Origin of the sequence: Acidiphilium sp. AL, assembly GCF_025499445.1 — a bacterium.
GTDB lineage: Bacteria > Pseudomonadota > Alphaproteobacteria > Acetobacterales > Acetobacteraceae > Acidiphilium > Acidiphilium iwatense.
In genome coordinates this window covers 1-21,293 of record NZ_JAIMBZ010000002.1, presented here as the reverse complement: position 1 = coordinate 21,293, position 21,293 = coordinate 1, and the positions used below count along the sequence as shown (strand labels likewise).

Annotated in this window: 19 protein-coding genes; 3 read left to right on the top strand and 16 right to left on the bottom strand. The window is 65.5% G+C overall.

Annotation, left to right across the window (positions count from 1 at the left end; translation table 11 throughout):
• Window position 1: 1 nt before the first annotated feature.
• Window positions 2–1,870 carry a cobaltochelatase subunit CobT gene (gene cobT, locus AiwAL_RS01495; RefSeq protein WP_235703439.1) on the top strand — a complete coding sequence of 623 codons (1,869 nt, stop codon included), beginning with the start codon at window positions 2–4 and terminating at the stop codon, window positions 1,868–1,870.
• Between the two features lie 4 nt (window positions 1,871–1,874).
• On the opposite strand, the gene AiwAL_RS01490 is transcribed toward cobT, so the two are convergent.
• The 8 genes from AiwAL_RS01490 to AiwAL_RS01455 all read right to left on the bottom strand — a co-directional run bounded on the left by AiwAL_RS01490 (window position 1,875) and on the right by AiwAL_RS01455 (window position 7,546).
• A complete protein-coding gene (locus AiwAL_RS01490) occupies window positions 1,875–2,864 on the bottom strand; it encodes a peptidoglycan -binding protein (protein WP_235703438.1) in 990 nt (329 codons plus the stop codon).
• A gap of 3 nt (window positions 2,865–2,867) precedes the next feature.
• The gene (locus AiwAL_RS01485) at window positions 2,868–3,998 is read right to left on the bottom strand and encodes a flagellar motor protein MotA (RefSeq protein WP_235703437.1); all 1,131 of its coding nucleotides are present in this window, start codon (window positions 3,996–3,998) and stop codon (window positions 2,868–2,870) included.
• Window positions 3,999–4,011: 13 nt separating this feature from the next.
• Entirely contained in the window at window positions 4,012–4,596 is a 585-nt protein-coding gene (locus tag AiwAL_RS01480; protein ID WP_235703436.1) for a hypothetical protein, read from the bottom strand.
• 51 nt (window positions 4,597–4,647) lie between these two features.
• On the bottom strand, window positions 4,648–5,475 hold the full coding sequence (locus AiwAL_RS01475) for an inositol monophosphatase family protein (RefSeq protein WP_262311974.1): 828 nt from the start codon (window positions 5,473–5,475) through the stop codon (window positions 4,648–4,650).
• Between the two features lie 210 nt (window positions 5,476–5,685).
• Window positions 5,686–6,252 carry an elongation factor P gene (efp, locus tag AiwAL_RS01470; RefSeq protein ID WP_235703434.1) on the bottom strand — a complete coding sequence of 189 codons (567 nt, stop codon included), beginning with the start codon at window positions 6,250–6,252 and terminating at the stop codon, window positions 5,686–5,688.
• Between the two features lie 72 nt (window positions 6,253–6,324).
• Complete coding sequence (locus AiwAL_RS01465) at window positions 6,325–6,822, bottom strand: DUF6362 family protein (RefSeq protein ID WP_235703433.1); 498 nt, start codon at window positions 6,820–6,822, stop codon at window positions 6,325–6,327.
• The gene (locus AiwAL_RS01460; RefSeq protein WP_235703432.1) at window positions 6,819–7,136 is read right to left on the bottom strand and encodes an AsnC family protein; all 318 of its coding nucleotides are present in this window, start codon (window positions 7,134–7,136) and stop codon (window positions 6,819–6,821) included. Before AiwAL_RS01460 ends, AiwAL_RS01465 begins: the two co-directional genes overlap by 4 nt.
• Before the next feature lie 71 nt (window positions 7,137–7,207).
• Window positions 7,208–7,546 carry a hypothetical protein gene (locus AiwAL_RS01455; RefSeq protein WP_235703431.1) on the bottom strand — a complete coding sequence of 113 codons (339 nt, stop codon included), beginning with the start codon at window positions 7,544–7,546 and terminating at the stop codon, window positions 7,208–7,210.
• A gap of 41 nt (window positions 7,547–7,587) precedes the next feature.
• On the opposite strand from AiwAL_RS01455, the gene metH reads away from it, so the two are divergent.
• The gene (metH, locus tag AiwAL_RS01450; RefSeq protein WP_235703430.1) at window positions 7,588–11,073 is read left to right on the top strand and encodes a methionine synthase; all 3,486 of its coding nucleotides are present in this window, start codon (window positions 7,588–7,590) and stop codon (window positions 11,071–11,073) included.
• Window positions 11,074–11,088: 15 nt separating this feature from the next.
• On the opposite strand, the gene AiwAL_RS01445 is transcribed toward metH, so the two are convergent.
• The 3 genes from AiwAL_RS01445 to rpsB all read right to left on the bottom strand — a co-directional run bounded on the left by AiwAL_RS01445 (window position 11,089) and on the right by rpsB (window position 13,344).
• Window positions 11,089–11,442: a TonB family protein gene (locus tag AiwAL_RS01445; protein WP_235703429.1), complete on the bottom strand. Its 354-nt coding sequence runs from the start codon at window positions 11,440–11,442 to the stop codon at window positions 11,089–11,091.
• Window positions 11,443–11,638: 196 nt separating this feature from the next.
• Window positions 11,639–12,544 carry a translation elongation factor Ts gene (tsf, locus tag AiwAL_RS01440; protein ID WP_235703428.1) on the bottom strand — a complete coding sequence of 302 codons (906 nt, stop codon included), beginning with the start codon at window positions 12,542–12,544 and terminating at the stop codon, window positions 11,639–11,641.
• A 29-nt stretch (window positions 12,545–12,573) separates the two neighbouring features.
• Window positions 12,574–13,344 carry a 30S ribosomal protein S2 gene (gene rpsB, locus AiwAL_RS01435; protein ID WP_235703427.1) on the bottom strand — a complete coding sequence of 257 codons (771 nt, stop codon included), beginning with the start codon at window positions 13,342–13,344 and terminating at the stop codon, window positions 12,574–12,576.
• Window positions 13,345–13,545: 201 nt separating this feature from the next.
• Between rpsB and hemW the strand changes: the two genes are divergently transcribed.
• Window positions 13,546–14,694: a radical SAM family heme chaperone HemW gene (gene hemW / locus AiwAL_RS01430; protein WP_235703426.1), complete on the top strand. Its 1,149-nt coding sequence runs from the start codon at window positions 13,546–13,548 to the stop codon at window positions 14,692–14,694.
• Window positions 14,695–14,778: 84 nt separating this feature from the next.
• Here hemW and AiwAL_RS01425 read toward each other — a convergent pair whose 3' ends face one another.
• From AiwAL_RS01425 to AiwAL_RS01405, 5 genes are all read right to left on the bottom strand, one after another.
• Window positions 14,779–15,474, bottom strand: coding sequence for a glutathione binding-like protein (locus AiwAL_RS01425; protein WP_235703425.1), 696 nt, complete (start codon window positions 15,472–15,474; stop codon window positions 14,779–14,781).
• Window positions 15,475–15,492: 18 nt separating this feature from the next.
• The gene (locus AiwAL_RS01420) at window positions 15,493–16,740 is read right to left on the bottom strand and encodes a hypothetical protein (protein ID WP_235703424.1); all 1,248 of its coding nucleotides are present in this window, start codon (window positions 16,738–16,740) and stop codon (window positions 15,493–15,495) included.
• The gene (locus AiwAL_RS01415; protein WP_235703423.1) at window positions 16,737–19,790 is read right to left on the bottom strand and encodes an AsmA family protein; all 3,054 of its coding nucleotides are present in this window, start codon (window positions 19,788–19,790) and stop codon (window positions 16,737–16,739) included. Before AiwAL_RS01415 ends, AiwAL_RS01420 begins: the two co-directional genes overlap by 4 nt.
• A 55-nt stretch (window positions 19,791–19,845) precedes the next feature.
• Window positions 19,846–20,457 carry a bifunctional nicotinamidase/pyrazinamidase gene (pncA, locus tag AiwAL_RS01410; RefSeq protein WP_235703422.1) on the bottom strand — a complete coding sequence of 204 codons (612 nt, stop codon included), beginning with the start codon at window positions 20,455–20,457 and terminating at the stop codon, window positions 19,846–19,848.
• Window positions 20,458–20,558: 101 nt separating this feature from the next.
• Entirely contained in the window at window positions 20,559–21,212 is a 654-nt protein-coding gene (locus AiwAL_RS01405; RefSeq protein WP_262311972.1) for a serine hydrolase, read from the bottom strand.
• Window positions 21,213–21,293: the final 81 nt, after the last annotated feature.

Here is a 21,293-nt window from a genome sequence, read left to right as displayed (position 1 = left end):
TATGGCCGGCGAAACCTCCCGCAGCGAGGAGTTCAAGCGCGCGACTGCCGGTGCGATGCGCGCAATTGCCGGCAGCGACGAGGTTCAGGTCGCTTATCAGCCCGGTGCTGCCGGTGTCGCCGGCAAGCGCGCCCGTCTGCCCGCGCCCACGCGCGCACTGCCGCCCGCCGAGATGGCGCGGCTGCGCGGCATCGCGGACGCGATCGCGCTGCGGCTGCGCTATCATGACGACAGCGTTCACGCCGCCCGCGCCCCGGTCGCCCGCGAGGCGCGCGACGCCTATGACGCGCTGGAGCAGGCGCGGGTCGAGATCGTCGGCGCCGCCCACATGGAAGGGGTCGCGGCCAATCTGTGCCGGAAATTGCAGGAGGATTCCGAAGCCGAGGGACTCGACCGGATGAGCCGGCGCGACCAGTTGCCGATTTCTCAGGCGCTTGCCCTGCTCGCACGCGAGCGGATGGACCCGGCAGCGGTGCCCGAGGCCGCGCGGCACGTCATGGAGTTCTGGCGCGGCACGCTGCCGCCGAGCGCGGAACAGGCGCTCGACGATCTCGCCGCCGAACGGCAGGACCAGGACGGCTTCGCCCGCGCCGCGCGCCGCCTGCTCGCGGCGCTCGATCTCGCCGAAGGCGAGGCGGAGTCTGAGGAGGGCGAGGAAAGCCAGGATACCGGCGATCAGGGCGAGCAATCGCTTCAGCAGGACAATTCCGGCGACGGCGACGGCGATTCCAGGCCGGACGCCGAACAGATGCTCGCCGAGGCGCCAGAATCGATGGAAACCGAGAGCGCGGACGCGGAGGCCGATGAGGATACCGAGGATGAGGGCGCGGAAGCGGCGGATGAAGCTCCCGCCGGCCCGCAGCAGCGCCGCAAATCCCCGGAAGGCGATCCGCACGCCGCCTATCGCGCCTTCACCCGTGCCTATGACGAGGAGATCGAAGCCGATCAGCTTTGCGACACCGAGGAACTGGCCCGGCTGCGCCAGCAACTCGACCAGCAATTGCAGCATCTGCACGGTGTGGTCTCAAAACTCGCCAACCGCCTGCAACGCCGCCTGCTGGCACAGCAGCAGCGCGCCTGGGAATTCGATCTCGAGGAAGGGCTGCTCGATGTCGGGCGGCTCGCCCGCGTCGTCGCCGATCCGCTGTTGCCGCTGAGTTTCAAGCGCGAGCGCGACACCGAATTCCGCGACACGGTGGTCACCCTGCTGATCGACAATTCCGGCTCGATGCGCGGCCGGCCGATCTCTGTCGCGGCGATGTGCGGCGATATTCTCGCCCGCACGCTGGAACGCTGCGCGGTGAAGGTGGAAATTCTCGGCTTCACCACGCGCGCCTGGAAAGGCGGGCAGAGCCGCGAGAAATGGGTTTCCGAAGGCAAGCCCCGCAATCCGGGACGTCTGAACGATCTTCGCCACATCATCTACAAATCCGCCGACCAGCCCTGGCGGCGCGCGCGGCGCAATCTCGGCCTGATGCTGCGCGAAGGCCTGCTCAAGGAGAATATCGACGGCGAGGCATTGGCCTGGGCCTATCGGCGGCTGCTCGCCAGGCCCGAGCACCGGCGCATCCTGATGGTGATTTCCGATGGGGCACCGGTCGATGACAGCACGTTATCGGTCAACCAGGGCAATTATCTCGAACGCCATCTGCGCGACGTGATCCGCGACATCGAAAACCGCGACCTGGTGGAACTCACCGCCATCGGCATCGGCCACGATGTCACCCGCTATTATCGCCGCGCCGTCACTTTGGTCGACGCCGAAGAACTCGGCGGCACGATGATGAAGAAACTCGCCGAATTGTTCGACGAGGACGCCGCCGATACCTGGGCCCGCATCGCCGCACTCCGGGCCCCGCTGGTCGCCTGACGTTTCAATCCGCCGAAGTCAGCCGGAACTCGATGCGGCGGTTCTTGGCGAGATCGTTCGGCGCGTTGCCCGCGGCAATCGGATGGTTCGAGCCGAACGCGCTGGCGATCACCCGGTTTTTCGGTACGCCATCGGCGATCAGCAGATGCAGGACCGACAATGCGCGCGCTGCGGAGAGATCGAAATTGTTCTTGTAGCGCCCGCCCTTGATCGCTTCCTTGTCGGCATAGCCGGCGACACTCAGTACCCAGTTCAGATGCGGCGGGATTTTCGGCGCGATTTTTTCGATGGCCTTGGCAACCGCGGCGATCTCCTGCTTGCCGGCTCCCGACAGGCGCGCCGAGTCCGAGGGAAACAGCACCGCGCTCTCGAACACGAAGCGATCGCCGACGATCTTGATGTTCTTCTCGCCGGTCAGCGCCTTGCGCAACTCGCCGAAAAACTCGCTGCGGTAGAGCTGAAGTTTCTGCACCTTGCGCGCCAGTGCCTCGTTCAGCCTGCGGCCGAGATCGGCGATCTGCACATGCTGCGCCTGATCCTTCTGCTGCGCCGCATTCAGCGCCGCCGCGAGGGTCGCGAGTTGCAGGCGCAACGCGGCGATTTGCTGGTCGAGCAGCGAAACCTCCCGCAACGCCGTCGCGTTCAGCTTGACCTGGCCGGCGAGTTGCGTGGCGTTCGCCGCCTGCGCTGTCTCGAGCGCCGCGTTCTTCGCCTTGGTCGCCCTCACCAGCGACGCCATGCTGGCAAGCTCGTCCTGCAAGGACGCGGTCTTGGATTTTTCCAGCGCGAGAACATGGGAAAGCTGCGCGACCTCGCCGCGCAGCGTCGAGATGGTTTTGTCGCTGCCCGACAGCGCCGCCGACAAAAACGCCTCAGCCAGCACGAACACCAGAAGGACGAAAATCGTCACCATCAGCAGCGTCGACAACGCATCGACATAGCCGGGCCAGATATCGAGCCCGTTGCCGCCGCGCCGGCGCGATTGCAGCGCCATGGCTCAGCTCCTCACGTCGTCGAACCGGGCCGCGACCGTGCGGGTCAGGATTTTCAGATCCTGGCGCAGATCGGCGACGCCCTGTACCCGGCCCTGTTCCGCCTCGGCGATCAGCCGCGCCAGCAGCAATTCGATATTGCGCAGATGCGCACGGGAAATTTCATCGCCGGCCCGATCATCCTGTTCGACGATGCGCGCGAGTGCGGCCTGAGTCTCGCCGATTTTCAGCATGATGCGATGCGAATTATGAATCGCCTCGGTCAGCGTGTTCATCCGCTCGGTCAGGGTCTGGGTCGCCTGCGAAGTTTGCGTCCGGCTTTCCTCGTGGCGGGTCAGCACGCGCTGCAGTGATTCGATGTTTTCCGCGCTCTGTTCGAGCAATGCCTGGACATAGGCGGGTATCGGGGCTTCGCCGTCATGGCCGAGCGCACCCGAAGATACCCGCGTCAGCCCGGCGAGCCATTCCTCCAGCTCGTTAAAGAAGCGATTCATCGCCTGTCCGGCGGTGAGGTCGAGAAACCCGAGGATCAGCGCGCCCGACAACCCGAACATCGAGGAGGAAAACGCCGTACCCATGCCGGCGAGCGGCCCGGCGAGCCCGGCCTTGAGCTGCGCGAACATCGCGTTCACGTCGCCGCCCGCGAGATTCATCGCGGCGATCACTTCGGCGACGGCATGGACGGTTTTCAGCAATCCCCAGAACGTGCCGAGCAGACCGAGAAAAATCATCACGCCCGTCACATAGCGGGACAATTCGCGGCTTTCGTCGAGCCGGCTCGCGATGCCGTCGAGCATCGAGCGCATTCCGGCCACCGACAATGTCATCCGCTTGCCGTCATCGCTGCGTGCGCCGAACATCCGTGCCATCGGCAGCAACAGGCGCGGTTTCGGCCCCTGTTCGATCGATGCGCGCGAGCGCTGGAACCGCTCGACCCAGTCCACCTCCGGCGAAAGGCGCAGAACCTGCCGGAGATTCCAGGCGATGCCGAAAATCTCGACCACCACGATCACCGAGTTGATCACCGGATTGGCCATATAGAATTTAGCGAGCGTCGGCGCGATGAGGGCGGCAAGCCCGTAGACCAGGACCAGAAACACCAGCATGCGGATCAGATAGCGGTTCGGTCGGGTCATGACGGCGTTTGCCTCACGGAATTTCGGTCAGCACGGCGCGGTTGTCCGGCATTCCCGGCGGATCGCCGAGCGCCTGGACGATGATGTGATCGGATTTGATGCCCGCGCGGCGCAAAACGGCCCGCACCGCGAGGCCGCGATTGAGCGAGAGACGGCGCGCGACCGATGGGTCGCTCGCGATCCCCGGTGCGGTCGCCTGGATCACGAAATGCGCGGCGGGATCGGGCATCGCGCCGATGAAGCCGGCGAGATCGCGCGATTGAGCCGCCTGAAGCTCTGCCGCGGTGGAGGAAAATACCAGGGTGACGGCACGCGGCGGCTTCGGTTTCGGTGGCGGCGGCTGATGAGCCGTTGCGATTTGCGGCGGGGGCGGTGGCGGCAAGGGCAAAGGCCGCACGACCGCATGATGCCGGATGACGCGACGGGCGATGCGCGGCGCCGGCCGGTGGACGGTCGATGGCGCCGGCTTGTGGCCCGAAAGCTGCCGCAACGCCTGCTGGTTCACGACGATCTGCGCCACGGACGATGGCACGATCCCGCAGGCGCCAAGGACGCCCGCAAGCAGGACGAAGCCTGAAAATACCCGCGATTGCCTCATCGCGCGGGACAGTAGCGTAGAAGCCGCGTCACGCTCAATGGCCGGTCGCGATCAGGCTTTCGCCGCCCCCATCGCTTCGGCGACCAATTCCCGCAAACGCGGCTGTAAATGCGGATTACCGGCAACCACGTCGCCGGTCACGCGATCGTGCCCGGCCGGATCGGTCGCATAGCCGCCCGCCTCGCGCACCAGCAGAATCCCAGCCGCAACGTCCCATTCATGGGTGCCGAGTTCCCAGTATCCATCGAACCGGCCGGAAGCGGTCCAGGCCAGATCGAGCGAGGCCGCGCCGAAGCGTCGCACGCCGGCGGTTTCCGGCATCAGGCCGCCGAGCACGCGCGCGAAGGCAAGCCGGTTGCGCGGCGCGGTCTTGGCGAAAGGAATCCCGGTCGCGAACAATGCCTCGGACCAGTCCCGCCGGGCGGAAACCCGCAGCCTCCGGTCGTTCAGATAGGCGCCGACACCTTTTTCCGCCCAATAGATCTCATCGAGCGCGGGTGCGAACACCAGCCCGGCCGCGATTTCCGAGCCGCCATCCGGCAGGCGCTTCTCGAGCGCGATCGAAATCGCCCAGTTCGGAATCGCATGTAAAAAATTGGTCGTGCCATCCAACGGATCGACGATCCAGCGCCACGCCCAGTTCTCCGAGCCGCGCTTCCCGCTTTCCTCCATCAGAAAGCCATAACCCGGCCGCGCCCGATCCAGTTCTTCCAGAATCACCTGCTCGGACCGCAGATCCGCCTGGCTGACGAAATCCGACGGTCCCTTCACCGAAACCTGAAGATGCTCGACCTCGTTGAAATCGCGAATCAGCCGCTTCGCGGCCTTCTGCGCCGCCGTCACCATGATCGTCATATGCGCGGAACGCCGCGGTACCATGTCGAAACACTCCTAGGGTGAAGTAAGGCCAAGGGGCTTTGCCCCTTGGAACCCCACTAAGGGCTCAGCCCTTAGAACCGATAGCGGGCATCTGTCTGATGGGGGCAGAGGATTGTTCGAGACCGCACCGTCCCCCATCAGACAGATGCCAATACTGGATTCCAAAGGCTCTGCCTTTGGCGGGTCCAGGGCGGAGCCCTGGCCTTGCTTTCACCCCTTGGCGCGTTCCACGTAGCTCGCGTCTTCGGTGCGCACGACGACGCGTTCGCCGGCTTCGACGAAGGGCGGCACCATGGTTTTCACGCCGTTGGCGAGTTTTGCCGGTTTATAGGAGGACGAGGCGGTCTGGCCTTTGACCACCGGGTCGGCTTCGACGATTTCGAGGGTGACGGTGGCGGGCAGATGGATGCCGACCGGCTCGCCTTCGACCAGATCGATCATGACCTGCATGTTGTCCTGCAGAAACGGCGCCTGATCGCCCAGCAGGCCGGCGGGCACCAGGAACTGCTCGAAGCTTTCACCGTCCATCAGCACCAGGTTATCGCCGTCGGTATAGGAATAGGTGTAGTCGCGGTTGTCGGTCATCAGCCGCTCGACGGTATCGGCGGTGCGCCAGCGCTCGTTGGTCTTGTTGCCGGTTTTCAGGTCGCGCATTTCCACCTGGATGAACGCGCCGCCTTTGCCTGGGGTGATGATCTGCTGCTTGAGCACGGTCCAGCGGCGGCCGTCGTGCTCGATCACCTGGCCGGCGCGGATCAGATTCGCCTGCTGCTTCATGGAATGACACTCGATCTGGAATAAGGATGCGGCGGCTTAGCCCGATGTGTCGGTTTGGGCAAGGCGGGGTGGTCATTCGAGTGCCGCAAGGATCAATCCCAACCCGTCGCGGTGCCAGCGCTGCACCGATTTATGGTCCGCTCCCAGCACGCCGCCGAGCCGGCGCCAGGGGAACAGATGCCTGCCGGTGAGCGGATGGGTCAATGCCCGCGCGCCGACGATCCGGCGGAGCAGAAACCGTTCCTCCGGGATCAGGGCGAGCCAGGCGAAGGCTTCGTCCATCCGGTCGATCGCCGCATTGCTCGGGTGCGGCGGGCGGATGCTTACCGGCTGCCAGCCATAAGCGTCGAGCGCGCTATGGACCACCTCGTAGCGCATGATGCGCAGATGCGGCGAATAGCCGGTATTCGGCAAAGCGAGCAGCGTGGCGCCGGCTTCCTCCAGCCGTTCGGTCAGGGCGGCGAGCGGATTCGACGCCTCGATGATGGCCGGGCAGGGGCGTATCGCCCGGGGCAAGCCAACGCCCGAACCCAGCACGGTGCCCGCCCGTTGCGCACGTACGACGTTCATCGGCCGGCCTCCCGCCGTTCGGCCGAGAGCGGCGTGTAGGCGACGCCTTCCAGCACAGTACCGGCGGTCAGAAGTCCCCAGGAAATCGGATGACCGGCAGGCAGCGGGCCGCGATTCGGATCATCCTCCGGCGGGCGGGGCGGACGCTGTGTCTGCACCGGGCCGCCCGCGGCGTGGATGCGCCGTCCCCGCTCGATGATCGTGTTGCGCGACAGCCCGAGCACGGCGCCGATCGCGGCCCAGGTCGCGCCGTCGGCGCGCATCCGGCGGATCGTGTTATCGGCGGCTTCGGTCCAGTCGCGGCGCTCGGGCATCGTTTTGCTCCCTGTGTTGCAAGGGAACAATGCACGAACGCAAGCCGTATGTCAATATATCTAACTTAATGTCATTCCATGAAATGCGCCGTTGTCACCGGATCGGCGATCAGCGCGGCCCGCACCGCCGCAATCCCTCGATCGCTCGCGACCACGACGAGGCGGGGGAACAACCGGCTCGAGCCCCGCGCCCGCGCCAGAAACAGGCGGGATAGGGCCTCGGCCGCCGGCCCGCGCGGCGCGCAACAGGCGCAGCCGACGCCGTGGAGCGGGTTGGCGGGCAGATGGAACCGCTCCACCCACGCCGCCGGCGGGGCAGGGGCGTCGCCCTCGATCAGCACCGCGTCGTCCGGTGCGACATCGCCGCCGAAGATCACCGGAATCCGCATATCACCTCGCTGCCCGCTCATGGATTTGGAAATGGTGCGGCCATGCTATATCCCGCAAGATCATGTCCAGATCCCATCTGCTCGATGTCCTGAAAAACCGTGTCCTGCTCTGCGATGGCGGCATGGGTGCGCGCGTCCAGGCGCTGACCCTCGATGTCGAGCGCGACTACTGGGATAAGGAAAACTGCACGGAAGTGCTGAACCTTTCACGCCCCGACCTGATCCGCGACATCCATCGCGGCTATTTCGCGGCCGGCGCGGATATGGTGGAAACCAACAGCTTCGGCGGCTCGCCGATCACCCTGGCCGAATTCGAGTTGGGCGATCGCGCCCGCGAAATCAACCGCATCGCCGGCGAACTCGCGCGCGAGGCGGCGGAAAGTTTCGCCGATGGGCGCGACCGTTTCGTGGTCGGCAGCGTCGGGCCGGGAACCAAACTGCCGAGTCTGGGCAATATCGATTACGACACGCTGGAAGCCGGCCTCGCCGAGCAATGCCGGGGCCTGATCGATGGCGGGGTCGATGCCATCCTGATCGAAACCTGCCAGGACACGCTGCAGATCAAGGCGGCGGTGAACGGGGCGAAAATCGCCCGCGCCGAACTTCGCCGCAATACGCCGATTTTCGTTCAGGTCACGGTGGAAACCACCGGCACGCTGCTGGTGGGACCCGATATCGCCGCCGCCGCGACGGTGGTTCATGCGCTCGACGTACCGCTGATGGGCCTGAACTGCGCGACCGGGCCGCAGGAAATGGCCGAGCACGTGCGCTATCTCGCGCAGAACTGGCCGAGGTTGATTTCGGTGCAGCCCAATGCCGGCCTGCCGGAACTGGTGGATGGCAAAACCCATTACCCGCTCGGTGCCGCCGAACTCGCGAGCTGGATGGAGCGCTTCGTCGTCGAAGACGGCATCAACCTGATCGGCGGCTGTTGCGGCACCTCCACCCCGCATATCGAGGCGCTGGATGCGATGCTGCGGCGTCTCGGCAACCATCGACCCGCGCCGGTGCCGCGCAAGCCGGTATGGATTCCCTCGGTCGCGAGCCTGTATGGCGCGACCCCGCTGCGCCAGGAAAACAGCTATTTCTCGATCGGCGAGCGCTGCAACGCCAATGGTTCAAAAAAGTGGCGACAATTGCAGGAAAAAGCCGATTGGGACGGTTGCGTCGCGGTGGGTCGCGAGCAGGTCGCCGAAGCCTCCAACGCGCTCGATATCTGCACCGCCTTCGTCGGGCGTAACGAAATCGCCGAGATGAACCAGGTGATCACGCGGTTCACCTCGTCGGTGAATGCGCCGCTGGTGATCGATTCCACCGAAACCCCGGTGATCGAGGCGGCGCTGAAGCTGCACGGCGGCAAGCCGATCATCAACTCGATCAATTTCGAGGATGGCGAGCACATCGCGCGCGACCGGCTGAAACTCGCGAAGAAATTCGGCGCCGCGGTGATCGCGCTGACCATCGACGAGGTGGGCATGGCGAAGCAGCCGGCGCAGAAACTCGAAATCGCCCGTCGGCTGGTCGATGTCGCCTGCAACCAGCACGGCTTGCCGCAAAGCGATCTGCTGATCGACCCGCTAACGCTCACCATCGCCACCGGCAACGAGGACGACCGCAAGCTTGGCCAGTGGACGCTGGAAGGGATCAAGGCGATCCGCGACGAATTCCCCGACATCCAGATCATCCTCGGACTGTCCAACATCTCGTTTGGATTGAACCCGGCGGCGCGCGCGGTGCTGAACTCGGTGTTTCTCGATCTCGCGGTCAAGGCCGGCATGACCGGCGCGATCGTGCATGTCTCGAAAATCCGCCCGCTGCATCTGATCGCACTGGAAGAAGTGCAGGTGATGGAGGATTTGATCTTCGATCGCCGCCGCGAAGGCTACGATCCGCTGCATCGCGTGCTCGACATGTTCGCCGACCGCAAGGCCGTCGAGGCGACCAAGAAGACCCGCGCCGAAACGGTGGAGGGCCGCTTGAAGGACCGCATCGTCGATGGCGACCGCAAGGGATTGACCGACGAACTCGACGTGGCGCTGAAAACCCACGACCCGCTCGACATCATCAACGACATCCTGCTCGACGGCATGAAGGTGGTGGGCGAATTGTTCGGTGCCGGCAAGATGCAGTTGCCCTTCGTGCTGCAATCTGCGGAAACCATGAAGGCCGCCGTCGCCTATCTCGAACCGATGATGGAACGCGTCGAAGGCCAGGAAAAAGGCACCATCGTGCTCGCCACGGTGAAGGGCGACGTGCATGATATCGGCAAGAACCTGGTCGATATCATCCTCACCAATAACGGCTATCGCGTGGTCAATCTCGGGATCAAGGTGCCGCTCGCCGACATGGTGCATGCCGCGCGCGAGCATCGGGCTCATGCCATCGGCATGTCCGGGCTACTGGTGAAATCCACCGTGGTGATGCGGGAAAATCTGGAGGAGATGACCCGTCAGGGACTGGACATTCCGGTCCTGCTCGGGGGCGCCGCGCTCACCCGCAACTATGTCGAGGAGGATTGCGTCGCGGCCTATGCCGGCGGTCGGGTCGCCTACGCGCGCGATGCGTTCGACGGTCTGCATTTGATGGATCGGGTCACCGGCAACGGACTCGACGATTATCTCGCGGCGATCCAGGCGAAACGCAAAGGCAAGCCACGCAACACCAAACGCACATTGGGGCAGGCCGACGCGCGCGGTTTTGCCCCCGTCGATGTCAACGCCGCCCAATTCCGCCGTCGCCGCCTGACCGAAAGCGTCGCCATCGCCGAGCCGCCATTCTGGGGTACCAGGATGATCGAGGCGCCGCCGAAAGCGTTAGTGCCGTTCATCAACGAGCGCTCGCTGTTCCAGTTCCAGTGGGGCTTCCGCAAGCAGGGCAAATCGCTCGACGAATTCATGGGCTGGGCGCGCCAGGAACTCCGCCCGATCATGAAGCGCATGCTGGCGCTGTGCGACGCCGAGGACATTCTCAAACCCCAGGCGATCTACGGCTATTGGAAAGCCGCGGGGCAGGGCAACGACTTGATCCTGTTCGAGCCCGACGGCGCCACGGAAGTCGCGCGCTTCTCTCTGCCGCGCCAGCCGCGCGAGGACGGCGAGTGTATCGCCGATTTCTTCCGCGACATCGACGATGCCGAGCGTGACGTGATCGGGTTGCAAATCGTCACCATGGGCCAGAAATCCTCCGAGATCGCCCGCGCGTGGTTCGAGGACAACCGTTATCAGGACTATCTCTATCTGCACGGGCTTTCGGTCGAAATGGCCGAGGCGATGGCGGAATACACCCATAAGCGCATCCGCGCGGAACTCGGTTTCGCCGGCGAGGACGATCGCGACATGGAAAAAATGCTGAGCCAGTCCTATCGCGGCTCGCGCTACTCGTTCGGCTATCCGGCCTGCCCGAAGCTGGAGGACCAGACGCAGCTTTTGCGCCTGCTCGATGCCGAGCGGATCGGCGTGTCGCTGTCCGACGAGTTCCAGTTGCACCCCGAGCAATCGACCAGCGCGATCGTCGTGCTCAACCCGAAAGCGAAGTATTTTTCGGTGTAGGATGGCAGGCGCGAACTATGGGCGCGGCGCAAAGACCACAGGCAAAACGAACGCGAGGCGAGAACGCTTGATCGATGCGGGGAACGGCGGAAACGTCATCGGCGTAGTCCAGCGCAACACATCGTCGTCAAATCGCGGATCGCCGCTTGAGCGGTAAATCCGGTGCATCGAAACATGCCCGTTTCGATCGACGGAAAACAAGACAAGAACACGTGCCGAACTTCCGCCAAGATCGCGTTGCAGGGATGCGCGGTGAATGTAAGCAACGGCGGTGATTTGCTGCTGGAGCGCGCGGGCCGCCGTCACGACATATTGGCGCACCGCAGCCGATGGCGGCTTGGCTCGCGCAATCGGTGCCGCCCCGATCATGGCAGCGAATAGGATGGCGGCCGAAAACCGCCCGACTGCATTCAGCGTTAATTTCATGAGCACCGCCTGACGAAACTGACCGAGTGATCCTGAAAATCCTGACTTATAATCAGGGCCGGTGCCGCGAAATCATCGCGCCACCGGCCCAACATGGAAAAGTTTTTTGGTTCTTTTATAAAAAAGAACCCTTTCTTGCTTAAACTCCCGCCGCCGCGGCGACTTCGGCGGCAAAGTCGGTGGTTTCCTTTTCGATGCCTTCGCCCAGGGTGAAGCGCACGAAGCGCGTCACATCGGCGCCCGCATTGTGCAGCACTTTCTGCACCTTCAGCTCGCCGTCATGAACCCAGGTCTGTTCGAGCAGAACCACGTCCTCGTAGTATTTCTTCACCCTTCCATCGACCATCTTTTCGATGATCGCATCCGGCTTGCCGGAAGCGCGTGCCTGATCGGCGAAGATCGCCTTTTCGCGCTCGACGGCCGCCGGATCGATATCGGCGATGCTGATCGCATCCGGCCGCGTCGCCGCGATATGCATGCCAAGCTGCCGGCCCAGCGCGAACAGCGCCTCCTCGGCGTTGCCTTCGAGGGCAACCAGAACGCCGATCTTGCCGAGGCCCGGCTTCAGCGCGCCATGCACATAGGACGCCGCGGCACCCTGCGAAACCTCGATCACCGCGGCGCGGCGGATCGTCATGTTCTCGCCCACGGTCGCGATGATCTGGGTGAGTTCGTCGGCAACGCTGTGGTCCTTGCCCGGATAGGTCGCGGATTTCAGCGCCTCGACATCCTCGCCCACGGTGAGCGCGAGCTTCGACACGGTCTCGACGAAACCCTGGAACGCATCGTTGCGCGCGACGAAATCGGTCTCGGCATTCACCTCGACCATCGCCGCCTTGTTGCCCTCGTGCGCGACGCCGACCAGTCCCTCGGCGGCAACCCGGCCGGATTTCTTCGCAGCGGCGGCAAGACCTTTCTTGCGCAGCCAGTCGATCGCGGCTTCCATGTCGCCGCCCGCCTCGGTCAGCGCCTTCTTGCAGTCCATCATGCCCGCGCCGGTCTTCTCGCGCAGTTCCTTCACCATTGCGCCGGTAATTTCGGCCATGGCCGTTCTCCTTGTCAGCTCGTCAAAACTCAGGCGTGCGCTTCGGCATCCTCGATCGTCGCATCCGCCGGCAATTCCTCGGCGGCCCCGATATCGGCGCCCGACGCGGCGAGCTCGGCGCTGATGCCGTCGAGCACCGCCCCGGCGACCAGATCGCAATACAGCGTGATCGCCCGGATCGCGTCATCATTGCCGGGGATCGGATAGGTGACGCCGGTGGGGTCGGAGTTGGAATCGAGCACCGCGACGACGGGAATGCCGAGCTTGTTGGCTTCCTCGACCGCGAGCTTTTCCTTGTTGGTGTCGATGATGAACAGAATGTCCGGCAGCCCGCCCATCTCCTTGATGCCGCCCAGCGCGCGGTCGAGCTTGTCGCGCTCGCGCGACAGGTTCAACACCTCTTTCTTGGTCAGGCCCTGGGCTTCGCCGCTCACGGTCTCTTCCATCTGGCGCAGCTTGCGGATCGAATTGGTGATGGTCTTCCAGTTGGTCAGCATGCCGCCGAGCCAGCGATGGTTGACGTAGTACTGGCCGCAGCGCTTGGCCGAATCGGCGATATGCTCGGCTGCGGCGCGCTTGGTGCCGACGAACAGCACGCGTCCGCCGCCGGCGGTGACGTTGCGGATCTCGCGCAGCGCGCGTTCCAGCATCGGCACGGTCTGTTGCAGATCGATAATGTGAACCTGGTTGCGCACGCCGAACAAATAGGGCGCCATGCGCGGGTTCCAGCGCCGCGTGTTGTGGCCGAAATGAACGCCGGATTCGAGCAACTGGCGCAGCGAAACGTCTGGCATCGCCATGGGCGAAATTCCTTTCTGTGATCGTCGGGTGAACGATCGTCCGGTTGAACCTCCACGGAGCCTGGCCTTGCGGCACCGGACCCAGCGTGCTGGGAAGGCGCTCCGTGTGCGAATTATCGGCCAATCCCCATACGAGGGATGCCGACCCGCGCGATATGCCCCAGATGCCATTCCGGCGCAAGGCATGGTAGGAACGCGCCGATGCAACCGCTCGCCCTTTATATCCACTGGCCGTTCTGCCGCGCCAAATGCCCCTATTGCGACTTTAATTCCCATGTCCGCGAGCATATCCCTGAAAACCGCATCATCAAGGCGTTACGCACCGAACTTGCGTTCGAGGCTGAGCGCCTCGGCAAACGGCGCCTCGCCTCGATCTTCTTCGGCGGCGGCACGCCGAGCCTGATGGCGCCGGACAGCGTCGCTGCCTTGATCGACGATGCAACGACCCTGTTTGCCCCGGAGCCAGATCTCGAAATCACCCTCGAAGCCAACCCCACCAGCATCGAGGCCGAACGCTTCAAGGGCTACCGAGGCGCGGGGGTCAATCGCGTGTCAATCGGCGTGCAGAGCCTGGACGATGCGGCGCTGCGCTTTCTCGGCCGCCAGCATTCGGCGGCGGAAGCGATCGCGGCGGCGGAACTCGGAAGGTCGATCTTCCCGCGTGCCAGCTTCGACCTGATTTATGCGCAGCCGGGTCAGAGCCTCTCAAACTGGCGCGACGAATTGGGTCGGGTGCTGGCACTGGGGTTCGACCATTTATCGCTCTATCAGCTCACCATCGAGCCGGGCACGCAATTTGCCACCCGCTTCGCGCGCGGTGATTTTGTGCTCCCCGAGAACGACGACGCGGCGGCGCTGTATGACGCCACCGCCGAGGCAGCCACCCGGTTCGGCCTCGAACAATACGAAATCTCGAACTACGCCAGACCGGGCCAGCAATCGCGTCACAATCTCGCCTATTGGCGCTATCAGGATTATGCGGGCATCGGGCCGGGTGCCCATGGCCGGATCACCATCGACGACACCCTCCTCGCGACCCGCCGCCACCGCGCACCCGAGGAATGGGCGTCCCGCGTCGAGGCAAACAGCCACGGCAGCGTCGAGGAGGTCAAAATCACCCCGGATGAACGCGCCCGCGAAGCCCTGCTGATGGGGCTGCGCCTCGCCGAGGGGATCGACGCCGCCGCCTATCGGGCGCGAACCGGCATTCCGCTCCACGACATGCTCGATCCGGGCATCGTGGATCAGGCGACGCTCGCCGGATATCTCGAAGTCACACCGGATCGCCTGATCGCCACGGCCGAAGGCCGCAAGCGGCTGGATTCGCTGCTCGCGGCTCTCATCCGATAATTCCGGCCATGCCGCGTCATTGCGAGCCGAAGGCGAAGCAATCCATGGATACGCAACTTCGCCCAGCGCTCAGCGCCATTGATATCAAGCCACGTGCCTGGCGGTCTGGCCGAACAGGATTTTCCGGGATTCCTCGTTCACCGTCGCCGCCTCCGAGACGGCCTTCGCCTTCTCATAGGCACGCTTGACCGCCGGGCGGTCCCAGATCGCCTGGAACCAGCGCCTGAGATGCGGAAAATCGTCGAGATTCTGGCCCTGCCGCTCATGCGGCACGATCCACGGATAGCAGGCCATGTCGGCGATCGAGTAGTCGCCCGCCACGAATTCCCGGTCGGCAAGGCGCTTGTTCAGCACAGCGTAGAGCCGGTTGGTTTCGTTGACATAGCGGGTAATCGCGTAGTCCAGCTTTTCCGGCGCATACTGGCTGAAATGGTGGTTCTGCCCCGCCATCGGGCCGAGCCCGCCCATCTGCCAGAACAGCCACTGCATCACCTCGGTGCGGCCGCGAATATCGGCGGGAAGGAACTGCCCAGTCTTTTCCGCGAGATACTGCAGCACCGCGCCGGATTCGAACACGCTGATCGGCGCACCGCCACCCCTGGGTTCGGTATCGATGATGGCCGGGATGCGGTTATTCGGCGAAATCCGCAGGAACTCGGGCTTGAACTGGTCGCCCTGGCCGATATTTACCGGGTGGATATTGTAGAGAATTCCAGCCTCTTCCAGAAAGATCGTGATCTTATGGCCGTTCGGCGTGGTCCAGTAGTACAGCTCGATCATGGTTTGCTCCCAACAGGTTCATTTCGATATGGGCGACTCGGCGCGGCGTTGAAACCCGCTCATGCCTGACCCGCGCAGCACGACGAACGCCAGCACCAGCCCGATCGCCGAAAGCCCCACGGTGGCCTCCGGCGGCAGCACCGCCATCACCACCGATGCAAGAACCGCCGCGATCACCCAGGCGCCGGTCGAAAGCTGGGATTGCAGCGCGCTGGCGCCCGCGGTCTCGCCCTCGGGAAACTCGGTCTGCACCCCATAGAACACGGCTCCCGCGACGATATTGCTCAGAACATGGGCGCAGAACACCAGGGCGAACACCGCAGGCAGCGAACCCGCGCGGAACGCAATGCCGTAAAGAAGCAAAAATCCCGCCATCGGCCAGAGCGCAGCCCCGCGCGTCGCGATCATCCGGCGCAGCAGCCGCTCGGGCACCACGAGCCGCCCGGTCAGCATCCCGGTGCGCCGTGCCGCGAGCACGATGATCGGCGCCGCGATCGCGCCCAGCATCGGCAGCACCCGATAATGCCGGGTTTCGGCGAAGGCCGGCAGGCCCACCATCAGCGGGACGATGACCAGATTCGATGCGGGCTGCAGCATCAGGCTGCGCCATTTGGTTTCGGCGCGGCGCGCGGTGGCGAGTGCCGCCGACCAGCGCGCCGGCGCTTCCGGCCCGGCATAGTCGCGCAGCACGCCGGGGAAGAACAGCGATGCGACATGGATCGCCCCCGCGAGGCCGAAACACGAGGTCGCCAGGGGGAAGAACACACCGATTCCCTCGCGGTTGAACCAGACCGTGCCGAACCCGACCCCCGCGACCATTCCCACCGCCATGAACAACGCATCGAGCTTGAGTGCCAGCACCGCGCCCGACCCCGCGCCGAACACGTCGCGGATGAAGCGCGACAAAGCCGGCAGGATCGCGCTGAGCAGCACGCCGAGCAGCAGGCTCACGATCAGCAGGCAGGCCGGAATCCGATACAGGCCCGAGAGGTAAAGCAGCAGAAACCCGCCGGTCGCCACCGCGTAGCCGAGACCGATGACCCGGCGCACCCCGAAACGGCGGTTGAGCAGATGGGCGAGCCAGCCGCCCAGCAGCATCGGCACGCTCACCATCACGAAATCGAGCGCGAACAGCACAGGCGCGACGTGCCGCGCGGTGAAATACCCGTAAGTCGCGACGTCGAACAGGCCCAGCGCGGTGTCGAAGAAGAAGAACCCAAGATTGAGCAGCGCATAGGCCGCGAGTTGCCAGCTTCGCTGCCTCATGGTGCACTCGGATGGGGCGTGTGCTTGCCGATCCAGCCCATCGCCGGACCGAGTTCCGGCCGCGCCGAGGGATGCGCCGGATCGCCGCCGATCGCGACCGGCAGATCGGGCGCCGATTTGTGCCCGGCAACCACCGGACGCGCCGTCGCATCCAGACTGATCCGGCGATGAATGAGATCCAGCGTGCCGGAGGCGGCGAGTCTGCCGCTCTCGCCGGTCAATCCGGCGGTATCGATCGCGATCCTGCCCTTGGCGATTGTCGTCGAAAAATTGCCCTTGGCGAATTCGGTCTGTCCTGAACCGAGTGCTGCGCGCAGCAAGGTCGCCGCCGCGACCCGGCCGATCCGGTGCTCTGCCGCGACCGCTTCGCCCAATGCCGAACCCGCTTTGACAAGATCGATCCCAGCCATGCCGAGCTTGCTGCCCGAGCCGGTCAGGCTGCCGGAAAGATCGCCGCGCCAGACGGATGGTGTCCCCCCGCTCGCGGTCAGGCTGGTCGCGAGATCCAGGCTGCCGCTGGTGAATGGCAAAGCGATCCCGGCCTCGGCGGCGATCGCCGCGATGCGCACCGCTCCGGCCCCCTTGAGATGGCCGGCAACCGTCAGAGTCGGCGGGGATTTCGCCGCCGCCCCGGTCAGCTCCGCCGAACCGTCGAGCCGCCCGCCCACAACGCTGGCATGATCGACCGCCAGCGTCAGACTCGGCGCCAGCTTGCCCTGCTCCAGCGAAAGGCCGAATGCGGCATTGCGCGCCAAGGTCGCCTCCGACTGATCGACCCGTGAAGCCGTGATTCTCGGCAGCGCGATTTTGAGTTTCGCGGCGAGAGCGGTGTCCGCGAGTGCCAGCAACGCGCGGGGCGCGGGCAGCACCAGCGTATCGGCGGCGACGGCGCCCGCAAGCGTAAGGGGCGCCGGTCCGGTCGTGAGGGTCAGCCGGCCCGAAGCGGTCAGCGCGCCGAGCGAGCCGACGAAATTGGCGATGCCGAGCATGTCGCCGGTCGCGAAGGCCGAGGCGCGCAGGCTGACCGACCCGGCACCGGGCCAATCGAGCCCGTTCCGCCCACCGAGGATGGTTTTGCCGCCGAGCTGTTCGATCAGGGCGATCGCGCTCGGGGCACGCAGGCTGAGCGGCCCGGCCGCGCTACCGGTTGTCAGATCGGCGACCGGCGTTGCGGCGAGCCGGACGGCGCCGAGATGCATCGTCATGCCGGCATGCAGCGCCTTGGCCGGTCCGGCGGCGGCGATGGCGGCGGCGAAACGCTGGTTGAACACCGGAAGCCTCGCCCATTTCGGCACGGTCCGCGTCCCGGCGAGCAGAGGCATGATGCCGCGCAGTGTCGTGGCCGCGTCCGGCCCGGTCAGCATGGCGCGCGCGGCGGTCACGCTGCCGTCCGCGGCACGGATGCCGTGCAGGATCAGCATCGCATGGCCGATCCGCAGACTCGCCAGCCGCACCGCGATCCCGCCGCCGAGGCGGGCGTCGATCAGCAGACGATCGCCGATCGGAAGGATCGCCGGCTTCGCGCCGCCACTGTCCAGGCGGACACTCCGCGCGGTGAGGACGATCGGGCCGATGAGCGCCGGGTCGGGTTTCGCGGCGGCGGCGAACAGTCCCGAGAGCGCCGGGCGCGTCAGGATCAACCGGCCGAAATCGAGCCGTGCCGCGACGCGGGTTGTCTTCCTGCCTGCCATGACGTGGATCGCCCCGGTGAAGGCCGATTCCGGCATCGGGTCATGTTTGCTGGCACCGCCGCCGATCGTACCGTGCAATCCGCCGAGCCGGATGTCGGGGGGCGTTCCCCCCGCGCTATCGATCCGCCCGCGCAGCGTCGCGGCACCGAACCCATGGGGCCAGTTCGCCAGAACCGGCAATGCCTTGCCCATCGCGCCCAGAGTCGCTCGAAGATCGGCGGAGCGCAGGGTGAAGCGTCCGTCAAGCGTGCCTGCCGTGCCGATGCGTCCGGCGAAGGTCACCGCGCCCCGGCCCGGCAATTCCCCGGTCAAGGACTGGATATGCACGCCGCCCCGCTTGGTAACCAGATCAGCTTTCAATGTCGCGAACCCAATTCCGCCCAGGGCGATCCGGTCCAGATCGAGCGATGCCGCGAGCGGCACCGTTCCCGCGACGCCGTGCAGCAGCCCGAGTGCCGCACCGGGCGCGAGGTCGTGCCCGGTCAGATCGAACCGGATCATCGCGCCAGGCACCAGGTCGATCGCCACCCGTCCCGCCAGACCGGTGTGGCCGAGGCTGGCGTCGATGCCGCGCAGCACGATCGCCTGACCATCGGCGGCGATATCGGCGCGCAATTCGGCCGCGCCGCCGACGAGGACATGGCTGAGCCCCGCATCGGCGATCGCGGCGGCGGACGCGGTGCCGGAGAGCCTGCCGGCGAGCAGGCTGGCGCGGTCGAGCGTGCCGCGGAACGACAGGCGCACGCCCTTGGCGCCGGTCGGCGCGAGCGATGCCGTCACCGGCGCCGGATGGTCGCCACCCGCATTGTCGAGTTCGAAAGTGACCGACACCGGCACCCCCGCGAGACGCGCGGTGCCGGACGCCGCGAGCACCGCGTGCGGCCCGCCGGTGAACACCGACAGATCGGCATGGCTCAATCTCAGCGCGCCGATGCGAAACCGCCCGTCGACGATGCGGGCATGGAGCGAGGCGAGCCAGGGCGGCGGCGCCACGGCCGCGCTGCCGCCGGGCAACGGCCAGGGCAGCACGACATCCGGTCCGCGCAGGCTTAGTTTGGTCGCGCGCAGCCGGCCGAGCAGCAGGGCGCCGGGTGCGAGATCGAGCTTCAGCGAGGCGGCGGTGGTGCGCTCGCCATTGGGTGCGCCGATGGTGATCTTGCTCGCGCGCAATTGCGGATCGGGGATCAGCGCGAGTTCGATCGGCCCCGAAATCGTCACCCGCCGCCCGGCTAGCCGGCTCGCCAGCCGCTCGATCGCCGCGCGATGATAATTGCCGGACACCAGCAGCGGTCCGAACAGCGCGCCGATGACGATCACGCCGAGAACGACAAGTGCCGCGACAATGCGACCCCGCGTCATGTCACGCGACCCCGCCCGTTCCTGTCAGCGCCATGCCGCCCATGCGGCGCTGGTATCAGACTGCGCCGGCCCGCGCGACCCCCGCCGCCTGCATCGCCCGCCATGCGGCATCGAGCGAACCGGCGAGATCGATTGCCCGGCACGCCGGCTCGATCACCCGCGCCTCGAAGCCGAAGCGCCGTGCATCCAGCGCCGACCAGGCGACGCAATAATCGGTGGCGAGGCCGCAGAGATCGATCTGGGTGATGCCGCGCGATGTCAGATACCCGTCGAGTCCGGTCTTGGTCGCGCGATCCGCTTCGAGAAAGGCGGAATAGGAATCGATCGCGCGGTTCGACCCTTTGCGCAGGATCAGCGCGGCGTGCGGAATCTCGAGCGCGGAATGCAGCGCGGCACCCGCGCTGCCCATCACGCAATGATCCGGCCAGAGAATCTGTTCGCCATAACCAAGAGTGATCGTTTCGAACGGCGCGCGGCCGTCATGCTGGCTGGCGAAGGAAATATGGTTGGCCGGATGCCAGTCCTGGGTGACGATGACGGTCGGATAATGCCGGGCCAGCGCGTTGACGATTGGCACGACCGCGTCGCCGTCCGGCACGGCGAGCGCGCCGCCGGCGCAGAAATCGCGCTGCACGTCGATCACCAGAAGAGCGGTCTTGGCGTCCATGGCCTATAGAATAGGATGCCCGCGCACCCCGAGATAGAGGGAATAGACCGAACGCGTCGCGGTGACGAACGGGCGGTTGCGCTCGGGCCGCTCAGGCATCGTCATGGCTCAGCGCCCAGCCGCGTCAGTATCCGGTATGCCGCGTCCACCTTCGGCGGGGTCGGGTAGTTCCGGTTGGCGAGCATCACGATGCCGACCCGAGTCGCGGGAACGAACGCCAGATAGGCGGAGAAGCCGTTGGTCGTACCCGTCTTGTTGATCAGCGCCGCGGTCTCCGGGCGCAGCGGCGGGGCCAGGCGGCTGGCGGCGGTCGCCTGATAGATCATCCGGTCGGAATTCCCCGCCAGCACCCGGCTGAGCGTGACGGGCCACGGATACTGCTCCCAGATCAGATCCTGTATCAGCGGTCCCGACCGGAAATAGCCCCGATGCGTGGCGGCGATAGGCCGCCGCCAGATGCCGTCGAGGTTGCCCGGCCGCATATTCGCATCGACCAGCCGGATCAGGTCGGCGGCGCGGGCTCTCACGCCATAGGCTTCCACCGCCAGCACCCCCGGCCGCATACGGATCGGCGCGCCGGCCTGGGTATGGCCTTGCGCGTAGTCCTCCATCCGGCCGGGCGGCACGTCGATATAACTGCCGGTCAGTCCGAGGGCGGGGAACAGGCGCGTCTCGACCAATTCGTCATACGCCGCCCCTAGTCTTACTGTGTCATAAATCGAGCATTCTCGATTTGTCGTTGGCAACACGGGCATCTAGGCAGGGTTCTGGCGAGGGTGCGGGCGATTGTTGTTCTGAGCGTGGTCATTGATGTTGCGAGGTGGCGTTCAGGCCGG